The sequence below is a fragment of the Mesorhizobium sp. M8A.F.Ca.ET.161.01.1.1 genome, assembly GCF_004792105.1.
Taxonomy (GTDB): domain Bacteria; phylum Pseudomonadota; class Alphaproteobacteria; order Rhizobiales; family Rhizobiaceae; genus Mesorhizobium.
Map to the genome: position 1 here is coordinate 67,425 of NZ_SRTD01000022.1, position 24,347 is coordinate 91,771.

Annotated in this window: 23 protein-coding genes; 16 read left to right on the top strand and 7 right to left on the bottom strand. The window is 63.6% G+C overall.

The features are described 5' to 3' along the window. Positions 1-88: 88 nt before the first annotated feature. The 3 genes from EN804_RS31260 to EN804_RS31270 all read right to left on the bottom strand — a co-directional run bounded on the left by EN804_RS31260 (position 89) and on the right by EN804_RS31270 (position 3,715). Positions 89-2,242: a phosphatidylserine/phosphatidylglycerophosphate/cardiolipin synthase family protein gene (locus EN804_RS31260; protein WP_135922022.1), complete on the bottom strand. Its 2,154-nt coding sequence runs from the start codon at positions 2,240-2,242 to the stop codon at positions 89-91. Continuing rightward, positions 2,239-2,682, bottom strand: a complete 444-nt coding sequence (locus tag EN804_RS31265; protein ID WP_127281232.1) for a hypothetical protein — start codon at positions 2,680-2,682, stop codon at positions 2,239-2,241. Before EN804_RS31265 ends, EN804_RS31260 begins: the two co-directional genes overlap by 4 nt. 151 nt (positions 2,683-2,833) lie before the next feature. After that, positions 2,834-3,715 (bottom strand): LysR family transcriptional regulator, encoded by an 882-nt coding sequence (locus EN804_RS31270; RefSeq protein ID WP_127872154.1) that lies wholly within the window; start codon positions 3,713-3,715, stop codon positions 2,834-2,836. Positions 3,716-3,921: 206 nt separating this feature from the next. On the opposite strand from EN804_RS31270, the gene EN804_RS31275 reads away from it, so the two are divergent. Together EN804_RS31275 and EN804_RS31280 are read left to right on the top strand one after the other, a co-directional pair. After that, the gene (locus EN804_RS31275; RefSeq protein WP_127872153.1) at positions 3,922-5,418 is read left to right on the top strand and encodes a CoA-acylating methylmalonate-semialdehyde dehydrogenase; all 1,497 of its coding nucleotides are present in this window, start codon (positions 3,922-3,924) and stop codon (positions 5,416-5,418) included. Positions 5,419-5,831: 413 nt separating this feature from the next. Then, complete coding sequence (locus EN804_RS31280) at positions 5,832-6,134, top strand: hypothetical protein (protein ID WP_127280981.1); 303 nt, start codon at positions 5,832-5,834, stop codon at positions 6,132-6,134. Positions 6,135-6,172: 38 nt separating this feature from the next. On the opposite strand, the gene EN804_RS31285 is transcribed toward EN804_RS31280, so the two are convergent. Both EN804_RS31285 and EN804_RS31290 read right to left on the bottom strand, forming a co-directional pair. Next, positions 6,173-6,973, bottom strand: coding sequence for an SDR family oxidoreductase (locus tag EN804_RS31285; protein WP_127872152.1), 801 nt, complete (start codon positions 6,971-6,973; stop codon positions 6,173-6,175). Beyond that, a complete protein-coding gene (locus tag EN804_RS31290) occupies positions 6,970-7,299 on the bottom strand; it encodes a nuclear transport factor 2 family protein (RefSeq protein ID WP_135922023.1) in 330 nt (109 codons plus the stop codon). Before EN804_RS31290 ends, EN804_RS31285 begins: the two co-directional genes overlap by 4 nt. A gap of 79 nt (positions 7,300-7,378) precedes the next feature. On the opposite strand from EN804_RS31290, the gene EN804_RS31295 reads away from it, so the two are divergent. Then, a complete protein-coding gene (locus tag EN804_RS31295) occupies positions 7,379-7,756 on the top strand; it encodes a winged helix-turn-helix transcriptional regulator (protein WP_127276536.1) in 378 nt (125 codons plus the stop codon). A 6-nt stretch (positions 7,757-7,762) separates the two neighbouring features. On the opposite strand, the gene EN804_RS31300 is transcribed toward EN804_RS31295, so the two are convergent. Beyond that, positions 7,763-8,455 carry a GntR family transcriptional regulator gene (locus EN804_RS31300; protein WP_189343586.1) on the bottom strand — a complete coding sequence of 231 codons (693 nt, stop codon included), beginning with the start codon at positions 8,453-8,455 and terminating at the stop codon, positions 7,763-7,765. Positions 8,456-8,524: 69 nt separating this feature from the next. Here EN804_RS31300 and EN804_RS31305 point away from each other — a divergent pair, with 69 nt between their 5' ends. From EN804_RS31305 to EN804_RS31370, 13 genes are all read left to right on the top strand, one after another. Further along, complete coding sequence (locus EN804_RS31305) at positions 8,525-9,418, top strand: dihydrodipicolinate synthase family protein (protein WP_135922024.1); 894 nt, start codon at positions 8,525-8,527, stop codon at positions 9,416-9,418. 182 nt (positions 9,419-9,600) lie between these two features. After that, positions 9,601-10,851: an FAD-dependent oxidoreductase gene (locus tag EN804_RS31315; RefSeq protein WP_189524595.1), complete on the top strand. Its 1,251-nt coding sequence runs from the start codon at positions 9,601-9,603 to the stop codon at positions 10,849-10,851. Positions 10,852-10,882: 31 nt separating this feature from the next. Continuing rightward, positions 10,883-11,884: a 4-hydroxyproline epimerase gene (locus tag EN804_RS31320; RefSeq protein ID WP_135922025.1), complete on the top strand. Its 1,002-nt coding sequence runs from the start codon at positions 10,883-10,885 to the stop codon at positions 11,882-11,884. A gap of 336 nt (positions 11,885-12,220) precedes the next feature. Continuing rightward, positions 12,221-13,123: a branched-chain amino acid ABC transporter permease LivH gene (locus tag EN804_RS31325; protein ID WP_127276526.1), complete on the top strand. Its 903-nt coding sequence runs from the start codon at positions 12,221-12,223 to the stop codon at positions 13,121-13,123. A 4-nt stretch (positions 13,124-13,127) separates the two neighbouring features. Next, the gene (gene livM / locus EN804_RS31330; protein ID WP_135882230.1) at positions 13,128-14,723 is read left to right on the top strand and encodes a high-affinity branched-chain amino acid ABC transporter permease LivM; all 1,596 of its coding nucleotides are present in this window, start codon (positions 13,128-13,130) and stop codon (positions 14,721-14,723) included. After that, complete coding sequence (locus EN804_RS31335; RefSeq protein ID WP_135882228.1) at positions 14,723-16,201, top strand: ATP-binding cassette domain-containing protein; 1,479 nt, start codon at positions 14,723-14,725, stop codon at positions 16,199-16,201. Before livM ends, EN804_RS31335 begins: the two co-directional genes overlap by 1 nt. Beyond that, positions 16,201-16,929, top strand: coding sequence for an ABC transporter ATP-binding protein (locus EN804_RS31340; RefSeq protein ID WP_127276520.1), 729 nt, complete (start codon positions 16,201-16,203; stop codon positions 16,927-16,929). Before EN804_RS31335 ends, EN804_RS31340 begins: the two co-directional genes overlap by 1 nt. Positions 16,930-16,945: 16 nt before the next feature. After that, positions 16,946-17,293 (top strand): DUF6867 family protein, encoded by a 348-nt coding sequence (locus EN804_RS31345; protein WP_013892487.1) that lies wholly within the window; start codon positions 16,946-16,948, stop codon positions 17,291-17,293. Between the two features lie 137 nt (positions 17,294-17,430). Further along, complete coding sequence (locus EN804_RS31350; protein WP_127276516.1) at positions 17,431-18,549, top strand: branched-chain amino acid ABC transporter substrate-binding protein; 1,119 nt, start codon at positions 17,431-17,433, stop codon at positions 18,547-18,549. A gap of 290 nt (positions 18,550-18,839) precedes the next feature. After that, the gene (pyc, locus tag EN804_RS31355) at positions 18,840-22,298 is read left to right on the top strand and encodes a pyruvate carboxylase (RefSeq protein WP_135922026.1); all 3,459 of its coding nucleotides are present in this window, start codon (positions 18,840-18,842) and stop codon (positions 22,296-22,298) included. 161 nt (positions 22,299-22,459) lie between these two features. Beyond that, entirely contained in the window at positions 22,460-22,720 is a 261-nt protein-coding gene (locus EN804_RS31360; RefSeq protein WP_027053014.1) for a DUF2312 domain-containing protein, read from the top strand. A gap of 48 nt (positions 22,721-22,768) precedes the next feature. After that, positions 22,769-23,209: a hypothetical protein gene (locus EN804_RS31365; protein ID WP_135863235.1), complete on the top strand. Its 441-nt coding sequence runs from the start codon at positions 22,769-22,771 to the stop codon at positions 23,207-23,209. Between the two features lie 10 nt (positions 23,210-23,219). Next, positions 23,220-23,516 carry a hypothetical protein gene (locus EN804_RS31370; RefSeq protein ID WP_135917100.1) on the top strand — a complete coding sequence of 99 codons (297 nt, stop codon included), beginning with the start codon at positions 23,220-23,222 and terminating at the stop codon, positions 23,514-23,516. Between the two features lie 82 nt (positions 23,517-23,598). Here the strand turns inward: EN804_RS31370 and msrB are convergent, their stop codons facing one another. After that, complete coding sequence (msrB, locus tag EN804_RS31375) at positions 23,599-24,003, bottom strand: peptide-methionine (R)-S-oxide reductase MsrB (RefSeq protein ID WP_027141754.1); 405 nt, start codon at positions 24,001-24,003, stop codon at positions 23,599-23,601. Between the last annotated feature and the right edge of the window lie 344 nt (positions 24,004-24,347).

Below are 24,347 nucleotides of genomic sequence, written 5' to 3' on the forward strand. Positions count from 1 at the left end.
CCCAAAACCGGGGCCACTTTTAGGCGACATCTCTTGGGTGGATGCAATTCCGGGCGGAAAACCGCTTCGCACTTTTCCTGGAATTGCATCAGAACGCCTGCCTGACCCAGGCCTCGTCGAACAGCAGCCGGTAGGCCCACGGGATCGTCAGTTTGGTGGAAACCGGGTTCGAGTGGGCGAGATAGTCGTCATAGACCGGCTTCATCCTGGCGTAGAAGGCGGGGTCGAGCACCATCATGCCGTTCTCGGAATCGTGGAAGAAGCTGCGGTTGTTGAGGTTGACCGAGGAGATGGCGACCAGCTTTTCATCGATCAGCATGATCTTGGAATGCAGCACCACGTCAGGTGCCTTGAATTCGCGGATGTCGATGCGGTCGCCATATTTCTCGACGAACAGCTTGTTGAGCGCGGTGAGGAACCTGCCGCCGATATCGCCCTTGAGGTCGATGCGGCCGACAATGTCGATCTTGACGCCTCGGGCGAGCGCCCGATCGAAGGCCCGGGCGAGGCTCGGCGTCAGATTGAGGTAAGGGTTGACGATCTGGATATGATGCTGGGCGGCGTCGACCAGCTCGACGAAATAGGCCTCCAGCGCGTGGTCATCCTCATAGGGAACCGAAATGAAATGCCGGGCATTGCCAGATGGCAGGCCATCTCCGTGGACCGGGATGGAGAAGGGACGCGCCAGGTTTGTGTCGGCGTCGCGCAGCCATATTGTCGACAGATGCGCGGCGAGCGTCTCGACCATCGCCCTGTCGGCGAACTCGATGTCGAAGTCGCTCCAGTTCGAATAGTAGTTCAGCGAAAGGCCATCGGTCTTGCCGTATTGCTCGAGGTCCGGATAGCGGGACAGATCGATCGGCCGGTGGAACAGGAAGCCATCATGGATGTTGCGGCCGCCGATGATCACGCGCGAACGCGCGGGGTCCTGCGCCAGCGTCGCCAGCATCTTGATATGATGGGTCTTGTGCAGCTGTGAAATCTGCTCGTCGATCGGCGCGCCATGATCCGCCCGCCAGCGGTATTCCTGCAGCTCGACATTGGGGAATTCGGCCGCCAGGCGCTGCAGCATGGCGTCGTCCTTGTCACGTTCAAGCACGTCGGTGACCATGATGCGCACCTTGGCGCCAAGCGCTGCATGATAGCGGATCAGCCGTTCGATGATGCGCCCGGAAAAGTCGGCCTTGAATTCGAGCGAGGACAGATAGATCAGCTTCAGCCTTGGCGCCTTCGAGAAATCGAGCGGCAATTCCGGATCGCCCTTGTCTATTGCCGCATCGGACAGAGGCGCGCCCATCAGTGCCTCGACCTTGGCGTTGAAGCCATCGCGCGATTTGCGCAGCAGCCTGGGCTGGCCGATCGGCATGGCGCAGGTCTGCGACAGCCACCGGCCGGCATAGAAGGCGCGCTCGAGAGCGTCGAGGCCGGCGCCGTCGGGGACCGGGCAGCGCTGGTAGCGGCTATCCAAACTGGCGAGCGCCGGATCGGCGGTCTCTTCGCGCCGGATGGTGAGCGGCGCGCCGGTGGGCGCGAGGCTGGAGCGGATCCTTGCCGTGCACCGGTTCAGGTCATCGGCCGGAAACAGGCTGACCGTGTCGTTCTCGCTCGACAGGCGAAGGCGGAATGCCGCGCCGGCGGCAATGGTGCGTGAGGCTCCGGCGGCGCGGATCGCCAATGCGCCGTCGCAACTGCCTTCGATATCGGCTGGCTGCTGGCCGGCCTGGCGCACGACGATCTCGGTGTTGCGTGCCTGCAAGCCGGAAAAATCGAAGGTCTTGGAAGCCGAGGCCGGCGCCGCCGCATCGATGTAGAGCGTCTGCCGCGACACCCGCCAGCGGCCGTCGAAATGGCCGTGGCCGCCGCCCCCACTGGCCGGCGGCAGATGAGCGTTGGCGACCGGTCCGGCCAGTTGCCGTAGTGTCGAATATGTTGCCTGGAAATCGCGGTTCTGGACATCGCGGCGGTTGCGCCCGAACGGGCCGGTGCCGTTGGCTCGGTCCATGGCGCCGAGCTGGTTGTTGGCAAGCAGCGCCAGGAACCGTCTTTCGTAGTCGCTGTCGATGGCATTGCCGAAGAACCACGCCGCCGCGAACTGTGGCCCGGGCGTGCCGGCCGACAGCGAGGGCCGCGCGCAAGCTTCCTGTCCCGCCAGGAAGTCGCAGGCATTGCTACCCGCACCGGCACAACCGGCAAGGGCAGCCAGCCCGAACAGGGCGAGGATGACGATCGTGCGGCTATTCACCCGTTGGCTCCGGCCTTCATGGCGCTCAACTGCGCCGGGTCGCGCGGCGGCATGAAACCTTGCGGAAAAACCTTGCAGACGGGTATGGCGAAGGTGGCGATCAGCAGTTCGGCCTCGCTGCGCGTCTTGCGCGGTGCCGTCTTGTCGTCGCGGATTGCCCGCGCCGAGGCGACTAGGGCGCCGTCGCAGTCGCAATGGTCGCGGCGGGCGATGTAGCAGGCGTCATGGGTTCGGCAAACGGCGTCGAGGCGGTCGACCGGCCGGGCCGACAGATCGCCGGTGCGGGTGCCGGGACCGCAGTAATTGCCGATGACGAAAGGCGAGGGGCGCGCCATGGCGTAGCGGATCGGCCTGGGCAATTCGGCTTCCGGTACCTTTGTCCATGGATTGGCGCATGCGGAGACAAGAAGCAGCGGCAGGATGGCAAGAACGGCTCGCATGTCTATCCGCGCCAGCTTTCTGAAAGATGTCCCCACCCGGCGCCCGCCTTGCGTGGCCGAGGGCCGCACGCCTGATGTCACACTGGCTGGTTTTGTGGCAAGGAAAAGGCGGCGTGTGGGGACCGGCCGTGTTTGTGCCGTGACGGCGCTTCTACAGGAAGAGGCCCCGCTCACGCTCAACCGCCTTGGTGATGAAGCTGGCGACGATCTGGACGCGGCGCAGCGGCCTCACCGATTCATGGTAGACCAGCCAGTAGGCGCGGCGGATGGGCGCGACCACGTCGACGGCCACCAGCTCCGGCATCGAGCGGGCGACGAAGGTGTGCAGGATGCCGATGCCGGCGCCCGAGCGCACGGCTTCGGCCTGGCCGAGCGCCGAGGAGATGGCGAAGCTGGTGCGCCAGTCCGCGCTGAATTCGGCCGCGTAGTCGAGCGAAGGGCTGACGATGAGGTCCGGCACATAGCCGATGAGGGTGTGCCGGCCGAGTTCGGCGGCGGTTCTGGGCAGCCCATTGGCTTCGGCGTAGGCGCGCGACGCGAACAGGCCGAGCGAATAGTCGACCAGCTTTCCGGCAACCAGCCGCCCTTCGGTCGGCCGCTCGACGGTAATCGCGATATCGGCCTCGCGCCGCGACAGCGAAAAGGAGCGCGGCACCGGCACGAGTTGGATGGTGAGTTCGCGGTGCAGGGCGGTGAGTTCGCCCAGCCGCTTGGCCAGGAAGGCGACGCCGAAGCCGTCGGGTGCACCGATGCGCACGGTTCCGGACACGTCGTCGCCTTCGCCCGATATGGTCGAGCGGGCGGCGATCATGTCGCCTTCCATGCGCTCGGCGATGTCGAGGAAGCGCTCGCCTGCCGGCGTCAGCTCGCTGCCGGTGGTCAGGCGGCGGAAGAGTTTTGTCCTCAGTGCTTCCTCCAGGGCCGCGATGCGGCGCGAGACGGTGGCATGGTTGAGCTCCAGCCGCCGCGCGGCGCCAAGGATCTGGCCGGCGCGCGCCACGGCGAGGAAGATGCGCACGTCATCCCAGTTCAAGGGCGTGGTCCGACAGGACGGAGGGGCGTGTGAGGGAACTCAACTTAACGATTCCAGCGATGACAAACTCACCCTACCATTTGCGACAATTGATGCACAGGCACCCACCGTTATCTATTTTCCGCACAACGGTTGCGTTCTCCCTCGCGTTGCCTTCGCCACCACAAAGGCGGACAATGCGCCATGACAAACAAGGGAGAGAAATCATGATCGACTACGGTCATTTCATCGGCGGCAAGCGTGTCGCCGGCACCAGCGGGCGCAAGCAGGACGTCATGCAGCCGATGGACGGCTCGGTGCGCGGCACTGTGGCGCTGGCCTCGCAGGCGGAACTGCGCGCGGCGGTCGAAAATGCCAAGGCCGCGCAGCCCGCATGGGCGGCCACCAATCCGCAGCGCCGCGTGCGCGTGCTGATGAAATTCCTCGAACTGGTCGCCCGCGACTATGACGAACTGGCCGACATCCTGGCGCGCGAACACGGCAAGACCATCGCCGACGCCAAGGGCGACATCCAGCGCGGCCTCGAAGTGGTCGAGGTCTGCATCGGCGCGCCGCATATGATGAAGGGCGAATTCACCGACGGCGCCGGCCCCGGCATCGACGTCTATTCGATGCGCCAGCCGCTCGGCGTGGTCGCAGGCATCACGCCGTTCAATTTCCCCGCCATGATCCCGCTTTGGAAAATCGCGCCGGCGATCGCTTGCGGCAATGCCTTCATCCTGAAGCCTTCGGAGCGTGATCCGGGCGTGCCGATGCGCATTGCCGAACTGTTCATCGAGGCCGGCCTGCCTGCCGGCATCCTCAACGTCGTCAATGGCGACAAGGATGTCGTCGACGCCATCCTCGACGATCCCGACATCAAGGCCATCGGCTTTGTCGGCTCGACGCCGATCGCCCACTACATCTATTCGCGCGGCACGGCGGCCGGCAAACGCGTGCAGTGCTTCGGCGGCGCCAAGAACCACATGATCATCATGCCCGATGCCGACATGGACCAGACCGTCGACGCGCTGATCGGCGCCGGCTACGGTTCGGCCGGCGAGCGCTGCATGGCAATCTCGGTCGCCGTGCCAGTCGGCAACGACACCGCCAACCGGCTGATGGAAAAGCTGATCCCTCGCGTCGAGAGCCTGAAGGTCGGTCCGTCGACGGATTCGGCCGCCGATTTCGGCCCGCTGGTCACCGCCCAGGCGCTGGAGCGCGTCAAGGGTTATGTCGACACCGGCGTCAAGGAAGGCGCCAAGCTGGTGGTCGACGGCCGCGGCTTCAAGATGCAGGGTTACGAGGACGGCTACTATATGGGCGGCTGCCTGTTCGACAACGTGACCGCGGATATGCGCATCTACAAGGAAGAAATCTTCGGACCGGTGCTCTCGGTTGTGCGTGCGCCGCGCTATGAGGATGCGATCAAGCTCGCCAACGACCACGAGATGGGCAATGGCGTCGCCATCTTCACCCGCGACGGCGATGCCGCCCGCGACTTCGCCAGCCGTGTCCAGGTCGGCATGGTCGGCGTCAACGTGCCGATCCCGGTGCCGATCGCCTACTACACGTTCGGCGGCTGGAAGGCGTCTTCCTTCGGCGACCTCAACCAGCACGGCCCGGACGCCTTCCGCTTCTACACCAAGACCAAGACGGTGACCTCGCGCTGGCCGTCCGGCATCAAGGACGGTGCCGAGTTCGTCATCCCGACGATGAACTAAGCCGGACGGTTTCTTGGCTGCGCGTCCTCGCCTTCGGCTGCGGGCGCGCGGGCCGGCATCAAGGACGGAACCGAGTTCGTCATCCCGACGATGAGCTGACCGGACGCTCCCCTAAACCGAAGTTGAGAAAGCGCGGTGCAAATCGCGCTTCTTTTTCATGGGCGTCGGGAATGTGGGGGCTTTCGTCCGCTTAAGCCTTGCGCCGTCCAGCTGCGCCGCCGCGAGCGCAACGTCAGGTACATTATGCCAATGCCTCGCGCCCCGCGAGCATCTCCACATTCTAATAATTCCATCGCCGTGTGATGGAACCAACAGACCACCATCCGCCTTAGGCTTTATTCCTGCCACGCGTGCAGGCAATCAAACAGCGCCGGTGGCAGCCGGGGTTCTCGTCTGGCGCAAGGAGGTGTCAGATGACACGATTTCTTATGGCGACACTTTTGGCGGCGGCCGCGATGACCGGTGGAATCGCGCCAGCGAACGCGGCGGCGCAATGCGCGGCGCGCGCGGACATCATCAAGGCGCTCGGCGACAAATTCCACGAAACCGAGGCCGGGCGCGGCCTGATCAATCCGAACGTCGTCCTCGAGATCTTCATCTCGGATAAGGGTAGCTGGACCGTGCTGGCCTCGGACACCAAAGGCCAGAGTTGTGTTCTGTCGGTCGGCGAAGGCTGGGACAGCCCGACCATCACCGCGGCGATGCCGGGCGCTTGACGGCGCGAGGCTGCAGCGGGACCTCCCAGCGGCGGCCTTCAGACCGTCGGAATTGTGCCGCCATCGATGACGTACTCGGCGCCGTGGATTGCGGATGCGCGATCCGAAACGAGGAAGGCCACCAGTTCCGCGATCTCTTGCGGCCATGCCGGCCGGCCGATCGGGATGCCGCCCATCGCGTCCATGATACCTTGGCGGGCGGTCTCCTCATCCGAGCCCGAATGGGCCGCCAGCCGCTTCACCATTGCCTCCGAGGCGGTGGTGTGGATCCAGCCCGGCGCCACTATGTTCACGCGAATGCCTTGTGGGCCGAGTTCCTTGGACAGCGCCTTGCTGTAATTTGAAAGGGCCGCCTTCGCCGCCGCATAGGCGATGGTGGATTCGTGGAGCGGCAACCGGCGCTGGATCGACGAGATGTGTACGATCGCCCCGGAGCCCTGCTCGATCATGCGCGGGACAAGCAGGCGGTCGAGCCGCACCGCCGCAAGCAGATTAAGATTGAGTTCATCCTGCCAGATCCGGTCGGACAGCGCCGCGAAACCGCCGCCTGGGCTTTTCGACCCGCCAACGCTGTGAATGACGATGTCGATGCCGCCAAGACGGTCGATGATGGCGGCGGCCACGTTTGCCGCACCGTCGAGAGTGGCGACGTCAGCTTGCACGAAGAGTTCCGCCGGTGATCCGGCGTCGGGCGAACGGGCTGTCGTCGCGACCGTTGCACCTGCTGCGGCAAGCCGGTGAACGATAGCTTCGCCGGCGCCTTTGGTGCCGCCGGTGACCAGCACGCGCCTGCCCCGAAACTCCTGGTCATCGATCGCGAATGTCTGCCGGATGGTCATAGGCCAATCTCCAGTTTCGCGATCCGGTCGCCGCCCAGCGTGAAATTGTAGTGGAGCGTTATCGGGCTGCCGGGGAAGTCACCGGAGACGATACCGGCGATCCGCCATGCGTTGGCTTTGACACCGGCCTCCTTCACCTCGACTGTCGCGTGATATTTGTCGGTCGTACTTTGCATCCACCTGCGGATCGCTTCGGTTCCGCGATGGGTCTCGCCTTCGTCCTTGACGATGGCGTCCAGCGTGAAAGGCGCGAGCATCGCGCCGATGTCGTGGCGGTTGTTGGCGGCGAAATAATCCGCCGGCGGCGGAGGAAGGGTCACGGTCACGGTTTGTCTCCAATTGGATGCCGCCGTCTGTGGGAGGGGGCGGCTGTTGTCGGCCGCTAAGATGAGGTATGCTGGAGAAATGACAAGAACCGACGAAAAAGTAAGGTACTTACCCGAAAGTGAGGCTGAGACGCTGACGCCGCTCTCCGCAGCGAGCGGTGTGGAAAACGTGCTACGCATCCTCGAGGGCCGTTGGAAGCTGGTGATCCTGTTCCATCTGTTCGGCGGCAAAGTGCTGCGCTTTTCAGACCTCGAGCGGGCGATACCGGCTATTTCGCAGAAGATGCTGATCCAGCAGCTCCGGCAGATGGGCGCCGACGGGATTGTCCGCCGTATCGTTCACCATCAAGTACCGCCAAAGGTCGAGTATTGCCTGACCGATTGGGGTCAGGCCCTGTGCCCGGCTCTCGATGCCCTGTTGAAATGGGCGGCGCAAAAGGGCTCCGCCGACGCCTGACCGAGCCTATCGTGTCGCAGCCACCTCGGCATGGCCGCGCAGCAGCGCCATCAGCTTCTTGGCGTCCTTGGCGGCGCCCTCCTCGTCGCCGTCGAGGATCGAGCGGATCAACGCGACATGGTGCTCAGCGGATTCCGCCAGCCCGGTGTCCGACTTGTAGCGGAACCAGAAGCGGCGGCTGTGGGTCTGCAACGGGGCGGCCAGCCGGGCGGCGAACGGATTGTCGGCGGCCAGCGCCAGCGCTTCGTCGAGCGCCTTGTCGGCCTGGATGAAGGCAAGCACATTGCCCGAGATCACCGCCTTCTGCATGGCAAGCGCGGCCTCGTGAAACAGGTCGGCGGCCTCGCGGGTGACGAAGCGTGCGGCCGATCGTGCGAGCACCACCTCGACGCCGCGCCTTGCGTCGAGCACGCGCAGCCAGTCGCCGGGATGCAGCGGTGCGATCGCGATGCCGGCACGCGGCCTGACATCGAGCAGTCCCTCCCAGGCCAGCCGCTGGATCGCCTCGCGCACCGGCGTGCGGCCGAGCGCCAGCCGCTCGATCAGGGAGCCCTCGGTGACAAAACTCGCCGGCGCCAGTTCGAGCGTCACGATCATGTGTTCGAGGACGCGATAAGCCCTGGTCGCCGCGGGCTCGGACACGGTGCTTGCTTCCATGGATATCAAAGGCGGTCTCCTGATATATCTAAAATATATCATAACAGATTCCGCATTGACAGCGGCTTTCCTAACAGATATACGGCTGATATATCAGATGGAGAGATAGTCATGTGGACCGGAGTTTTCCCCGCCGTCACGACCAAATTCACCGCCGACGACCGGCTCGATCATGCCGAGATGGAGCGTTGCTTCAGCCTGCAGATGGAGGCCGGCTGCGACGGCATCATCGTCTGCGGCTCGCTCGGCGAGGGGCCGATGCTGTCGCCTGACGAGAAGATCGAGGTGCTGAAGACCGCGCAGAAGGTCGCTGGCAAGAAGCCGGTGCTGCTGACGGTCAACGAGGCCGGCACCCGCGAGGCCGCCAGCATCTCCAGGCGCGCCGCCAAGGAAGGCGCCAACGGCCTGATGGTGGTGCCGAGCCCGATCTATCATACCAACGCGGAAGAGACCGTGGCGGCGCTGCGCGCCGTGGCCGAGGCCGGCGACCTGCCGGTCATGATCTATTCCAACCGGCTCGCCTACCGCGTCGATGTCACCGTCGACCAGATGGAGGAGCTTGCGTCGGACAAGCGTTTCGTCGCCATCAAGGAATCCTCCGACGACATCCGCCGCTCGACCGAGATCATCAACCGCCTGGGCAGCCGCTACGACCTGTTCACCGGCGTCGACAATCTCGCCTTCGAGGCGCTGTCGGTGGGCGCCATTGGCTGGGTGGCCGGCCTGGTCACCGCCTTCCCGCGCGAGACCGTCGCCATCTACCAGCTGATGAAGCAGGGACGCCGCGAAGAGGCGCTCGCCATCTACCGCTGGTTCCGGCCGCTGCTCGACCTCGATGTCTCGACCTATCTGGTGCAGAACATCAAGCTTGCTGAAGTGTTCGCCATCAACACCAATGACCGCGTGCGCATGCCGCGCATGCCGCTGTCGGGCGAACGCCGCAAAGCGGTCGAGAAGATCGTCAAGGATGCGCTCGCGGTGCGGCCGACGCTGCCGCAGTTCTGAATTGGCGATGGCGCAGGCCCCCTCATCCGGCCGCTTCGCGGCCACCTTCTCCCCAAGGGGAGAAGAGTTCGCCAGCGTTGGCGTCAGCCTCTTCTCCCCAGCGGGGAGAAGGTGGCCCGAAGGGCCGGATGAGGGGGCTGGCACGGAGAAGCGAGAGAGGGCGTTTTGCACTGTGCGCCGCCATGAGTAACAATGCCGTAATCGACATCGCCATCATCGGTGGCGGCATCATCGGCATCTGCGCGGCGGCCTTCCTTGCCGAGGCGGGACTGGATGTCACGGTCTTCGACCGCACCGGTATCTGCGAGGAGACGAGTTCCGGCAACGCCGCCGCCTTCGCCTTTTCCGACGTGCTGCCGCTGGCGCACAAGGGCATGATCCGGCAGCTGCCGAAATGGCTCGCCGATCCGCTCGGCCCGCTCAGCATTCCGCCCGTCTACCTGCCGAAGCTGCTACCCTGGCTGGTTCGCTTCTGGCGCGCCGGCGCGCCAGGGAAATACGAGGCGAGCCTGGCGGCGCAGTCCGGCATGATGAAGCTTGCCGAGGCCGAGTGGATGGATCTGCTCGATCGTTCCGGCACGCGGCCGATGCTGCGTGAGGACGGTTCGCTCGAGCTCTATGAAAGCGAATCCGAGTTTCGCGCCTCGATGTCGGGCTGGGCGGCGCGCGAGCGCTTCGGCATCGGCTTCCGGCACGTCGAGGGCAAGGACCTGGTGGACTTGCAGCCGGGGCTGTCACCGCGTTTCGTCAGGGGCACCTTCGTGCCGGGATGGAAGACGGTCGCCGATCCAAAACTGCTCGGCAAGGCCGTGTGGGCCTACGCGCAGTCCAAGGGTGCCCGTTTCGAGATGGCCCGCATCGACCGGGTCGCCGCCTGTCAAGACGGCGCGACACTGACGCTGGCAGACGGCTCGACCAGGCAGGCCAGGCACCTCGTCATTGCCGCGGGCGCCTGGTCGCACCTGCTGGCGCGGCAGCTCGGCGACCGCATTCCGCTGGAAACCGAACGCGGCTACAACACGACATTGCCGAGAGCCGCGTTCGACGTGAGGCGGCAACTGATCTTCTCCGGCCACGGCTTCGTCATCACCCCGCTCGACACGGGCCTGCGCGTCGGCGGTGCCGTCGAGCTTGGCGGCATCGAACGGCCGCCCAATTTCAACAGGGCGAAAGCGCTCTTGCGGAAGGCGCAGGCATTCCTGCCGGGGCTCGATCCCACGGGCGGACGCGAATGGATGGGGTTCCGGCCCTCGCTGCCGGATTCGGTGCCCGTCATAGGCAAGGCAGCGCGAAGCCGGTCGGTCATCTATGCCTTCGGCCACGGCCATCTCGGCCTGACCCAGGCTGCGGCAACCGGGCGGTTGATCAGGGAATTCGTTCTGGGGCAGACTTCGTCCGTCGATCTGGTCCCCTTCAGCCCACAACGATTTTGATTTTTTCGGGTTTTGATTTTCGAGGAGCGACATGGCCAAGAAATCCTTCTTCTGCATCGACGGTCACACCTGCGGCAACCCGGTGCGGCTGGTCGCCGGCGGCGGCCCGCTGCTGCAGGGCTCGACAATGATGGAACGGCGCGCGCATTTCCTCGCCGAATACGACTGGATCCGCACCGGCCTGATGTTCGAGCCACGCGGCCATGACGTGATGTCGGGCTCGATCCTCTATCCGCCGACGCGCGAGGACTGCGACATCGCCATCCTGTTCATCGAGACTTCAGGCTGCCTGCCCATGTGCGGCCACGGCACGATCGGCACGGTGACGATGGCCATCGAGCACGGGCTGATCGTGCCGAAGACGCCTGGCGTGCTCAGGCTCGACACGCCGGCCGGCCTCGTCATCGCCGAATACAAACAGGTCGGCGAGTATGTCGAGGAGGTGCGCATCACCAACGTGCCGTCGTTCCTCCATGCCGAAGGGCTGACGGTCGAATGTCCCGGGCTCGGCGAGATATCAGTCGATGTCGCCTATGGCGGCAATTTCTACGCCATCGTCGAGCCGCAGGCGAACTATCGCGACATGGCGGATTATTCGGCCGGCGACCTCATCGCCTGGAGCCCGGTGGTGCGGCAACGGCTCAACGAGAAATATACCTTCGTGCATCCGGAAAACCCAGGGATCAACCGGCTGTCGCACATGCTGTGGACCGGCAAGCCGACGGTCGAGGGCGCGGATGCGCGCAATGCCGTCTTCTACGGCGACAAGGCGATTGATCGCTCGCCCTGCGGCACCGGCACCTCGGCGCGCATGGCGCAGCTCCATGCCAAAGGCAAGCTCAAGGCCGGAGACGCTTTCGTCCATGAATCGATCATCGGGTCGCTGTTCAAGGGCAAGGTCGAAAAGGAGGTTAACTTGGCCGGGAAGCAGGCAATCATCCCCTCGATTGGCGGTTGGGCGAGGATGACCGGACTGAACACCATCTTCATCGACGACCGCGATCCGTTCGCGCATGGTTTTGTGGTCAAGTAGGGAGAATCCTGACCCCACGGAAAGGAGTGTGACGAAAAAACGAACCGTGTCAGGAACGCAACGATTCTTCTCATCACCTAATTTTGACGGTGATTTCTTCGAAACGGAGCGCATGATGAGGCGCAATCGTCAAAGACATTGCGTTATGCCAATGATAGGGTCCGCGATAGTCCAGGGGCTGGGTGGAAAAAACGGGCGATCGGGAAGGCGTGGTTGGAAACACGCGGAGCGATCAAAAAAAATCACGTTGCAATCCGGCCTCGAAACTTTACGACTAGGGGAAATACGAAAAGGAATGCGTCTGCATGGGCGACATTCCAGGGGAGCCATGTACACATGCAGTACTTCGTCCAGCAGCTTATCAATGGGCTGACGCTGGGATCGATCTATGGGCTGATCGCGATCGGCTACACGATGGTCTACGGCATCATCGGCATGATCAATTTCGCCCATGGCGACATCTTCATGGTGGGCGCTTTCACGGCGCTGATCGTCTTCCTCATCCTCGGCGCGCTGTTTTATTCGGTGCCCGTGGTCATCGCGCTGCTGGTCATGATGATCGTGGCGATGCTGCTCACCAGCCTTTACAATTGGACGATCGAGAAAGTGGCCTACCGGCCGCTGCGCGGTTCGTTCCGGCTGGCGCCGCTGATCACCGCCATCGGCATGTCGATCGCGCTGTCGAACTTCGTCCAGGTGACGCAAGGGCCGCGCAACAAGCCGATCCCGCCGATGGTCAGCCAAGTCTACAACATCAACGGCGTCAGTGTGTCGCTGAAGCAGATCATCATCGTCATCGTCACCGCTTTGCTGCTGGCGGTGTTCTGGTACCTGGTCAACAAGACCTCGCTTGGCCGGGCGCAACGCGCCTGCGAGCAGGACCGCAAGATGGCGGCACTGCTGGGCATCGACGTCGACCGCACCATCTCGATCACCTTCATCATGGGTGCGGCCCTTGCCGCCGTCGCCGGCACGCTTTTCCTGATGTACTACGGCGTCATCGCCTTCTCCGACGGCTTCGTGCCGGGTGTGAAGGCCTTCACGGCCGCGGTGCTTGGCGGCATCGGCTCGCTTCCGGGGGCCGTGCTCGGCGGACTGCTGATCGGCTTCATCGAGAGCATGTGGTCGGCCTATTTCTCGATCGACTACAAGGATGTCGCCGCCTTCTCGATCCTGGCGATCGTCCTGATCTTCCTGCCTTCCGGCATATTGGGCCGGCCAGAAGTCGAAAAGGTCTGAGACCATGGCCGTAACCGTATCTCCAGAGCGCGACACCGTCGCCAGTCCCGTGCAGCGCGCCCTGCGCGAGGCCTTCTATGCCGGCGCCATCGCGCTTGGCCTGTTCGTGCTGTTCATCGGCCTCAAGACCGACCAGAACATGTCCAACGAACTGGTCGTGGTGCAGCGCTGGGGCCTGCTTGCCGCGGTGGTGATCGCCACCGCCGTCGGACGCTTCCTTTACGTTGCCTACGGCCAGCCCTTCATGGCCAACCAGAAGGTCGCCAACGTGACCACCGGCCTCATGCCGGCAAGCGTGGCATCCCGCTTCTTCACCCTGCCGGCCTTCATCGGAGCGGCGGTCGCCATGGTGCTGCTGTTCGTGTTCAACGGCTCTCTCGCCGGATGGGTTGGGGCAGAGCCGGCCGGCTATCTGCAATTCCTGCGTGCCCTGTCGGTCATCTATGTGCTGGCCTGCGTGATCTATTACTTCCGCGCCTTCATCCATGCCAACTTCACCAAATTGGGCATCTCGGCCCTGGTGCTGTACCCGATCCTCGTGGTCGCCGTGCTGTCGCTCAACGCCTGGTCGATCACCGGAGGGCTGCAGGGTTCGTTGAAATGGGTCGATAATTTCGGCATCCAGATCCTGATCTATGTGATGCTGGCCTGGGGACTGAACATCGTCGTCGGCCTCGCCGGTCTGCTCGATCTCGGCTACGTCGCTTTTTATGCGCTTGGCGCCTATGCCTATGCGCTTCTGGCCACGCATTTCGGCCTGTCGTTCTGGATATTGTTGCCCGCCGCGGGCGCCATGGCAGCGCTCTGGGGGGTGCTGCTCGGCTTTCCCGTGCTGCGCCTGCGCGGCGACTATCTGGCGATCGTGACGCTCGCCTTCGGCGAGATCATCCGCCTCGTGCTGATCAACTGGCGCGAGGTCACCAATGGGTCGGCAGGCATCTCCGGCATTCCCAAGGTCAGCTTCTTCGGCCTGATGACCTTCAACGTGTCGGACCCGAACTACATCGCCAAGGTGCTGAACATCGCCACGTCCAGCGCCTACTACAAGATCTTCCTCTACTACCTGATCCTTGGGCTCTGCCTGTTAACCGCCTTCGTCACCATCCGGCTGCGGCGCCTGCCGGTCGGCCGCGCCTGGGAAGCCTTGCGTGAGGACGAGATCGCCTGCCGCTCGCTGGGCATCAACACCACCACGACCAAGCTCACCGCCTTTGCCACCGGCGCCATGTTCGGCGGTTTTGCCGGCTCCTTCTTCGCCGCCCGGCAAGGTTTTGTCAGCCCGGAATCCTTCGTCTTCCTGGAATCGGCCATTATCCTGGCCATCGTCGTCCTTGGCGGCATGGGCTCGCTGGTCGGCATCGCCGTCGCCGCGATGGTGATGATCGGCGGCACCGAGGCGCTGCGCGAACTCGATTTCCTCAAGCAGGTCTTCGGGCCCGATTTCACACCGGAACTCTATCGCATGCTTCTGTTCGGCATGGCCATGGTCATCGTCATGCTATGGAAGCCGCGCGGCTTTGTCGGCAGTCGTGAACCAACCGCCTTCCTTAAGGAGCGAAGGGCTGTCTCAGGCTCCTTCACCAAGGAGGGCCACGGCTGATGAATGCGACCACGCAAATGAACGACGCCATCCTGCAGGTCGAGCATCTGTCGATGAAATTCGGCGGTCTGGTCGCCATCGGCGACCTGTCCTTCACCGCCAGGCGCGGCGAAATCACCGCGCTGATCGGTCCCAACGGCGCCGGCAAGACCACGGTGTTCAATTGCATCACCGGCTTCTACAAGCCGTCGGAAGGCATGATCACGCTCAACCGGGCCGACGGTTCCAGCTACCTGCTGGAACGGCTGCCCAACCACGAGATCCCGGCGCGCGCCAAGGTGGCGCGCACCTTCCAGAACATCCGCCTGTTCTCGGGCATGACCCTGCTGGAGAACCTGCTTGTCGCCCAGCACAACAAGCTGATGAAGGCTTCGGGTTATACCATCCTGGGCCTGTTCGGCTTCAGCGGCTACCGCAAGGCCTCGGCCGAATCGGTGGAGCTTGCCAAGCACTGGCTGGAGAAGGCCGATCTCGTCGATCGTGCCGACGATCCGGCAGGCGACTTGCCCTATGGCGCGCAGCGGCGGCTCGAAATCGCGCGCGCCATGTGCACCGGTCCTGAGCTGCTGTGCCTCGACGAACCGGCGGCCGGCCTCAACCCGAAGGAATCGGCGGCTCTCAACGAACTGCTGATGGGAATCAAGCATACGACCGGCACCTCGATCCTCTTGATCGAGCACGACATGTCCGTGGTCATGCAGATTTCCGACCACGTCGTGGTGCTGGAATATGGCCGCAAGATCTCCGACGGCAATCCGCAGTCGGTGCGCACCGATCCGCGCGTCATCGCCGCCTATCTCGGCGTCGATGACGAGGAGGTCGAGACCGTGCTCACCGAAGTCGGCGACGAGGACGTCATCGAACAGCTCGATATCGGCCCCGACTCCACGCATGGCCCGGGGACATCGGCGTCGTATCTGGCCGGGCCGGTGAGCGACACCGTCGGCCATAGCGAAGGCGAACGGGTGACCGTGTCGAAAGGCGCCTCGAAGGCAGCGCAGGTCGACGCCCGCGCCGCCACCGTGGCAAGCAGGCCTGTCGCGCCGACCCCGACGCCGGCCAAATCCGCCGCGAAGAAGGCGGCGCCAAGGAAAACGGCCGCAAAGGCGCCTGCCACGAAGGCCGAAGGTGTTTCGAACCGCCTCACTGCCCCCCGTGGCGGCAAGGCCGACAACCTGACCCGCATCAAGGGCATCGGTACGGTCAACGAGAAGAAGCTCAACGAACACGGCATCTTCCACTTCGACCAGATCGGCGCCTGGAAGAAGGCCGACGTCGAGGCGGTCGAGGCCTATCTCGACTTTGACGGGCGCATCGCGCGCGAGGAATGGGTCAAGCAGGCGAAGCTGCTCGGTCAGGGCAAGGATACGGAATTCTCGCGCCGCGTCGATGCGGGCAAGGTGGCGACGAGTCATGCTTCCGGCAAGGCCGCGAGCACAGGCAAGCCCGTTCAGGGCAAGCGTGGAGGGGGCAAGTGATGGCCACGACAACGCTGCTCGATATCAAGGGCGTGGAGACCTACTACGGCAACATCCGGGCGCTGAACGGCGTCAATGTCACCGTCAAGCAAGGGGAGATCGTGGCGCTGATCGGCGCCAACGGCGCCGGCAAGTCGACGCTGATGATGACCATCTTCGGGGCCCCACGCGCCCGCACGGGCACCATCACCTTCGCCGGGACCGATATCACCCAGCTGCCGACGCACGAAATCGCACGCATGCGCATTGCCCAGTCACCCGAGGGCCGGCGCATCTTCCCGCGCATGACGGTGATGGAAAACCTGCAGATGGGCGCCAGCCTCGACAACCTCAAATATTACGGCGAGGACGTCGAGAAGGTGTTCACGCTGTTCCCCAGACTGAAGGAGCGCATCGCCCAGCGTGGCGGCACCTTGTCGGGCGGCGAACAGCAGATGCTGTCGATCGGACGCGCATTGATGGCGCGGCCGAAACTGCTGCTGCTCGACGAGCCGTCGCTGGGCCTGGCGCCGCTGATCGTCAAGCAGATCTTCGATGCCATCCGCGAATTGAACCGCACCCAGGGGCTGACCGTGTTCCTGGTCGAGCAGAACGCGTTCGGCGCGCTCAAGCTCGCCACGCGCGGCTACGTCATGGTCAACGGCAATGTGACGATGAGCGGCACCGGCAAGGAGCTGCTCGCCAATCCGGAAGTGCGCGCCGCTTATCTCGAAGGCGGACATCACTGAGTTCAGGAGACTTCCCATGCAAGGCATTCTCTACGAGGAACCGTCGATCTGGCAGTTCTTCTTCGTCACCTGCCTGCTCGGCGGATGGGCGGCATGGATGACCGGCAAGGCCAGCGCCCAGACATGGCGCAGCTTCATCCAGCTGTTTGCCTATCTGCTCGGGCTTGGCATCGGCATCCGCTTCATCCATCACGCGCTGTTCGACGGTACGATGTTCTCGCTGCATTACTATATCGTCGACACAATCGTGCTGATGATACTGGGCTTTGTCGGCTATCAATACACACGAACCAACCAGATGGTCACACAGTATAATTGGCTCTACGAAAGAGCTTCAATCTTGAGCTGGAAACCGAAAGGTTGACGTTCATCGTTAACGCCGCGTCAGGGATGAATCGGCGTGACAAGTGCCTGAAAATCGGCAAACTATGCTTTCTGCGATAAGGGTGGGCATCGCATGAAAGCTTCATCCACGCCCACTCCGTTAATGGGAGCGTTTAAATGAAAAAGTCACTTTTGTCCGCCGTGGCCCTGACCGCGCTCGTCGCGTTCGGCGGCAACGCGTGGGCTGATGTAATGTTCGCCGTCGCCGGACCGATCACCGGTCCGAACGCGGCCTTCGGCGCGCAGCTGCAGAAGGGCGCCGAAGCGGCGGTCGCCGAGATCAATGCCAAGGGCGGCATCAACGGCGAGCAGATCAAGCTCGAAATCGGCGACGACGTCTCCGACCCGAAGCAGGGCATCTCGGTCGCCAACAAGTTCGTCGGCGACGGCGTCAAGTTTGTGATCGGCCACTTCAACTCCGGCGTGTCGATCCCGGCCTCCGAAGTCTACGCCGAAAACAACATCGTCGAAATCACACCCGCCGCCACCAACCCGAAGTTCACCGAGCGCGGCCTGTGGAATGTGTTCCGTACCTGCGGACGCGACGACCAGCAGGGCAGCATCGCCGGCGGCTACATCGCCGCGAACTTCAAGGATGCCAAAGTCGCCGTGATCCATGACAAGACCCCTTATGGCCAGGGCCTCGCGGACGAAACCAAGAAGGCGATGAACGCCGCGGGCATCAAGGAAGTGATGTATGAAGGCGTCAATGTCGGCGACAAGGACTTCTCGGCGCTGATCGCCAAGATGAAGGAAGCCGGCGTCACCCTGATCTACTGGGGAGGCCTGCACACCGAAGCCGGCCTGATCATCCGTCAATCCGCGGACCAGGGCCTCAAGGCACCGATGATGTCGGGTGACGGCATCGTGACGGACGAACTCGCCGCGATCGCGGGCGACGCCGTCGCCGGCACGCTCAACACGTTCGGCCCCGACCCGCGCCTGATCCCGGCCAACAAGGAGCTGGTCGAGAAGTTCCGCGCGCAAGGTTTCGAGCCGGAAGCCTACACGCTCTACGCCTACGCCGCCGTGCAGGTGGTCGCCGAGGCAGCTGCCGCCGCCAAGACGAACGATCCGCAGGCCGTCGCCAAGGCGATGCATGAAAACGGCCCGTTCCCGACCGTCCTGGGCGATCTCGCCTATGACGCCAAGGGCGATCCGAAGCTGCCGGGCTACATCATGTACGAATGGAAGAAGAAGGACGACGGCAAGTATTCCTGGTTCCCGAAGTCGTAATTCATTCGGATCCGAAACCAAACGATGCCCGGCGCCTCGCGCCGGGCATTTTCTTTGATGCCCGCTGGCGCCGTGACATCCCTGCCAGCGTTCCTTAGCCAGCCGGGAAGATCGCATCCAGGATCGAAATTGTCGCCATTGTTCCGCCCATACGGACGAATGCATGCGAGTGTTGGCCGAATAATTGATTTAAATCGGTTTAAACCAACGTCGATTTTGTTTGCACTGCAGCATTTTCACGCTAATCATTGCCCCGATTTCCCGTCCCTTCCGCTGCTGGAGCCCAGTCCTTGGCCATCACGAAGATCCTCGTCGCCAACCGGTCAGAAATCGCCATCCGCGTCTTTCGCGCGGCCAATGAGCTGGGCCTCAAAACCGTGGCGATCTGGGCCGAGGAAGACAAATACTCACTGCATCGCTTCAAGGCCGACGAAAGCTACCAGGTCGGGCGCGGTCCGCATCTCAAAAAGGACATGGGGCCGATCGAGAGCTACCTGTCGATCGAGGAGGTGATCCGCGTCGCCAGGCTTTCGGGCGCCGACGCCATCCACCCCGGCTACGGGCTCCTGTCGGAAAGCCCCGAATTCGCCGAAGCTTGCGCGCAAGCAGGCATCACCTTCATCGGACCGAAGCCCGACACGATGCGGCGCCTGGGCAACAAGGTCGCCGCGCGCAATCTCGCCATCGAGGTCGGCGTGCCCGTGGTGCCGGCCACCGAGCCGTTGCCTGACGATATGGAGGCGGTCAAGGAACTCGCCAAGACGGTCGGTTATCCGGTCATGCTCAAGGCCTCGTGGGGCGGCGGCGGGCGCGGCATGCGCGCCATCCGTTCCGAGGCCGACCTCGCCCGCGAGGTCATGGAAGGCAAGCGCGAGGCGAAAGCCGCCTTCGGCAAGGACGAGGTCTATCTCGAAAAGCTGATCGAGCGCGCCCGCCATGTCGAAGTGCAGGTGCTTGGCGACACGCACGGCAATGCGGTGCATTTGTTCGAGCGCGACTGCTCGATCCAGCGCCGCAACCAGAAGGTCGTCGAGCGCGCGCCAGCGCCCTATCTCAGCGAGGACCTGCGCCAGGAACTTTGCGGCTACGCGCTGAAGATCGCGCGCGAGACCAGCTATATCGGTGCCGGCACCGTCGAATTCCTGCAGGATGCCGATACCGGCAAGTTCTATTTCATCGAGGTCAATCCGCGCATCCAGGTCGAGCACACCGTCACCGAGATGGTGACCGGCATCGACATCGTGAAAGCGCAGATACACATCCTCGACGGCTTCGCCATCGGCACGCCGGAATCGGGCGTGCCGGCGCAGCGGGACATCCGGCTGAACGGCCATGCCTTGCAGTGCCGCATCACCACGGAAGATCCCGAACACAATTTCATTCCGGACTATGGCCGCATCACCGCCTATCGCGGCGCCACCGGCTTCGGCATCCGTCTGGATGGCGGCACGGCCTATTCCGGCGCGGTCATCACCCGCTTCTACGATCCGCTGCTGGAGAAGGTCACGGCCTGGGCGCCGACACCGGCCGAGACGATCGCCCGCATGAACCGCGCCTTGCGCGAATTCCGCATCCGCGGCGTCGCCACCAACCTCACCTTCCTCGAAGCGATCATCAATCACCCGAGCTTCGCCGACAATTCCTATACGACGAAGTTCATCGATACGACGCCGGAGCTGTTCCAGCAGGTCAAGCGCCAGGACCGCGCCACCAAGCTGCTCAACTATCTGGCCGACGTCAGCGTCAACGGCCATCCCGAGACACGCGGCCGGCCGACGCCGAAGGCAGACGCGGCGCCGCCCGTGGTGCCCTATCTCAACGGCAATGTGCCGAGCGGCAGCAAGCAGAAACTCGACGTGCTCGGGCCGGAGAAGTTCGCCGCCTGGATGCGCGAGCAGAAGGAAGTGCTGGTCACCGACACGACGATGCGCGACGGCCACCAGTCGCTGCTCGCCACGCGCGTGCGCACGCACGACATTGCCGGCATCGCCGGCACCTATGCGCGGGCGCTGCCGCAACTTCTTTCATTGGAATGCTGGGGCGGCGCCACGTTCGACGTCGCCATGCGCTTCCTCACCGAGGATCCATGGGAACGGCTGTCGCTGGTGCGGGAAGCCGCCCCCAACCTGTTGCTGCAGATGCTGCTGCGCGGCGCCAACGGCGTCGGCTACACCAATTACCCCGACAATGTCGTGCAGCATTTCGTCAAGCAGGCAGCGGCGGGCGGCATCGACCTGTTCCGCGTCTTCGACTGCCTGAACTGGGTCGAGAACATGCGTGTCGCCATGGACGCGGTGGGCGCCGAGGGCAAGCTGATCGAAGCGGCGATGTGCTATACCGGCGACATTCTCGATCCGGCGCGGGCCAAGTACGACCTGAAATATTATGTCGGGCTGGCCAGCGAATTGCAGGCCGCCGGCGCCCATATCATCGCGGTCAAGGACATGGCCGGCCTGTTGAAGCCGAGTGCCGCCCGCGTGCTGTTCAAGGCGCTGCGCGAGGCGACCGACTTGCCGATCCATTTCCACACCCACGACACATCGGGCCTGTCGGCGGCAACCGTGCTGGCGGCGGTGGAAAGCGGTGTCGACGCCATCGACGCGGCGATGGATGCCTTTTCCGGCAACACTTCGCAGCCATGTCTGGGTTCGATCGTCGAAGCGCTGAAGGGCACCGAACGCGATCCGGGCCTCGACCCGCAATGGATCCGGAAAATCTCGTTCTACTGGGAAGCGGTGCGCAACCAGTACGCCGCCTTCGAGAGTGACCTGAAAGGTCCAGCTTCCGAGGTCTACCTGCACGAAATGCCGGGCGGGCAGTTCACCAACCTCAAGGAACAGGCGCGTTCGCTCGGGCTGGAGACACGCTGGCACGAAGTGGCGCAGACCTATCATGACGTCAACCTGATGTTCGGCGACATCGTCAAGGTGACGCCGTCCTCGAAGGTCGTCGGCGACATGGCGCTGATGATGGTGAGCCAGGATCTGACCGTTGCCGATGTCGAGAATCCGGCCCGCGACATCGCCTTCCCGGACTCGGTCGTCTCGATGCTGCGCGGCGACCTCGGCCAGTCCCCGGGCGGCTGGCCGCAGGCGCTGCAGAAGAAGGCGCTTAAGGGCGACAAGCCGATCACGGCGCGGCCCGGTTCGTTGCTCAAGCCGGCCGACCTCAAGAAGAGCCGCAAGGAGATCGAGGACAAGCTCGAGCGCAAGCTGTCGGAGTATGAGTTCGCCTCGTGGCTGATGTATCCGAAGGTGTTTTCCGACTTCGTCGCCGCCCAGGAAACCTACGGCCCGGTCAGCGTTCTGCCGACGCCGACCTATTTCTACGGCATGAAATCGGAAGACGAGATCTTCGTCGACATCGAAAAGGGCAAGACCTTGGTCGTGCGCTGCCAGGCGTTCGGCGATGTCGACGACAAGGGCATGGTCACCGTGTTCTTCGAGCTCAACGGTCAGCCGCGGCGTGTGAAGGTGCCCGACCGCGCGCATGGCGCTTCCGCCGCCAAAGCGCGCCGCAAGGCGGAGCCCGGCAATGAGGCGCATGTCGGAGCGCCGATGCCGGGTGTGGTTTCGGCGCTCGCGGTTGCCGCCGGCCAGGCGGTCAAGGCCGGCGACGTGCTGCTCTCCATCGAAGCGATGAAGATGGAGACGGCATTGCATGCCGAGCGCGACGGCACGGTCGCCGAGGTTTTGGTCAAGGCCGGCGACCAGATCGATGCCAAGGATCTGCTGATAGCCTTCAGCTGATCTGCGCCCTGGCCGCGTGGCTGTCCGCATCATGGCGGCAGCCTTGGTTCCTTCATCGATAACAGCTTGACCCGCCGCCCGTGGTCGGGCATCGAACCGGCTCAAATTTGCCGCCGCTGCTTCCCGAGTCGCGGGGCAGGACCGTTCCTTTGGAGAAAAACATGGCCGACGATATCACCGAGACCAGCCAGACTGTTGCCGCCGGCCAGCTGCGTGCCTTGATCGAGCGCATCGAGCGGCTCGAGGAAGAAAAGAAGACGATCGCCGACGACATCAAGGAAGTTTTCGCCGAGGCCAAGGGCACCGGCTTCGACACCAAGGCAATCCGCACCATCATCCGGCTGCGCAAGAAGGACCAGGCCGAACGCCAGGAAGAGGACGCCATCCTCGATCTCTACATGGCCGCGCTCGGCATGGAGTAAGGCTCGCGGCCGGCGCCCGATGCGGTTGCCGGAGATACGGTTCGAACCATGAGCGAATTCGACTTCGGCGGCCGTCGCGCCTCGGAATTCCGCCATCGCGGCTTCTGGTCGCTGTTCGCCGAACGGCATCCGGAAGAAAGAGCCCGGCTGGCGCGGCGCGGACCCTGGTTCTGGCAGCGCGGGCTGCCCGACTTCGCACTGGTGCTTTCCATGTATGTCGCGCCGGCGCAGAACCATGTCGGCGTCTTCTTCGGGCGCAACGAGAAGTTCGGCGCCACGGACTCGTGGTCGCGGCTGAAACCGTTTCAACCGGCGATCGAGGCCAGGCTGAAGCTCAAACCCGAACAGAGCTGTGAGGGGCTCGGCATCAACTCAATGTGGCGGGTGAACTGCTACTCCGAGGACAATTGGCCGGCCATGACCGACTGGCTGGTGAGGGAATGCTCACGCTTCGAGGAAGCCGTGACCGACGTTCTGGGGCAGAGATAGGTCGCCGGTCATGACGGACTTTTTCCGTACGCGCTGGAGAGGCGAAGCGCCGCTCGGCCGCCTGTTCTGGCGCGACACGCTGCTTGTCGGCACCTTGATCAGCGTCGCCTCGTCGGCGCTGGCGCTTGTCCTGCTCGAGCTGAAACTGCCGCTCTGGCTGGTGCTGATGGTGCATTTCCTGCCTGTGCCCTACAACATCTTCCTGACCATTGCGGTCTGGCGCGCGGCCGAGAAGGCCGGTGGCTTCAAGGCTCAACTGATGATGCTTGGCTCGGCGCTTTGGTTGATTGCGACGGCAGTCGCCTGAGCCGCGTCCCACTTTCCTGGAATTGCTCCATACGAAAAAGGGCGGCCGAAGCCGCCCTTTGCGAGGTCATATCCGGGACAGGTCAGGCCGCCGGCTCGAATTTCAGCGCCACGCCGTTGATGCAGTAGCGCAGGCCGGTCGGCGGCGGGCCGTCCTCGAAGACATGGCCGAGATGGCTGCCGCAACGAGAGCAGTGGCACTCGGTACGGACCATGCCGTAGCTGCGGTCAACGGTGTTCTCGACCGAGCCCGGAACGGGATCGTTGAAGCTCGGCCAGCCGGTGCCGCTTTCGAACTTCAGCGTGGATTGGAACAGCGGCTGGTCGCAGCCGACGCAGGAAAAAGTGCCGGCACGCTTCTCATAGAGCAGGGCGCAGCTTCCCGGCCGCTCGGTGCCGTGGTTGCGCATGACCGCGTATTGCTCCGGCGTCAGCCGGGCGCGCCATTCGGCATCGGTGCGGGTGACGGGGTAGGTGTGGGTGTCCATTTGATCTCCTCAGCCTTGTCGGCTCGTTCTTGGTTGCAACCGGATATTCGCACCAACATAGGCATTTGTTACAGACCTGCCCAGTGCCTGGCATTGTAAGGTCGAATCGCTCGCTAGCTTTCGGCGTCTGTGCTGCCCCTCACCTGCCTGCCGGCATCCTCTCCCCGTACAGTGACGGGGAGAGGGGTGCTCTGTCCGAACCGGATAGATAGGTAATAGAATGGACCGATAGCATGGGTGACAGTTTTCTTGTCCGCCGGGAGGACCGGCGATGGTTTGGCGAGAAACTGGGATCATGGACGAGCGGCTACGGTTTGTTGTGGATTGCCTTTCGGGTGAAGAGA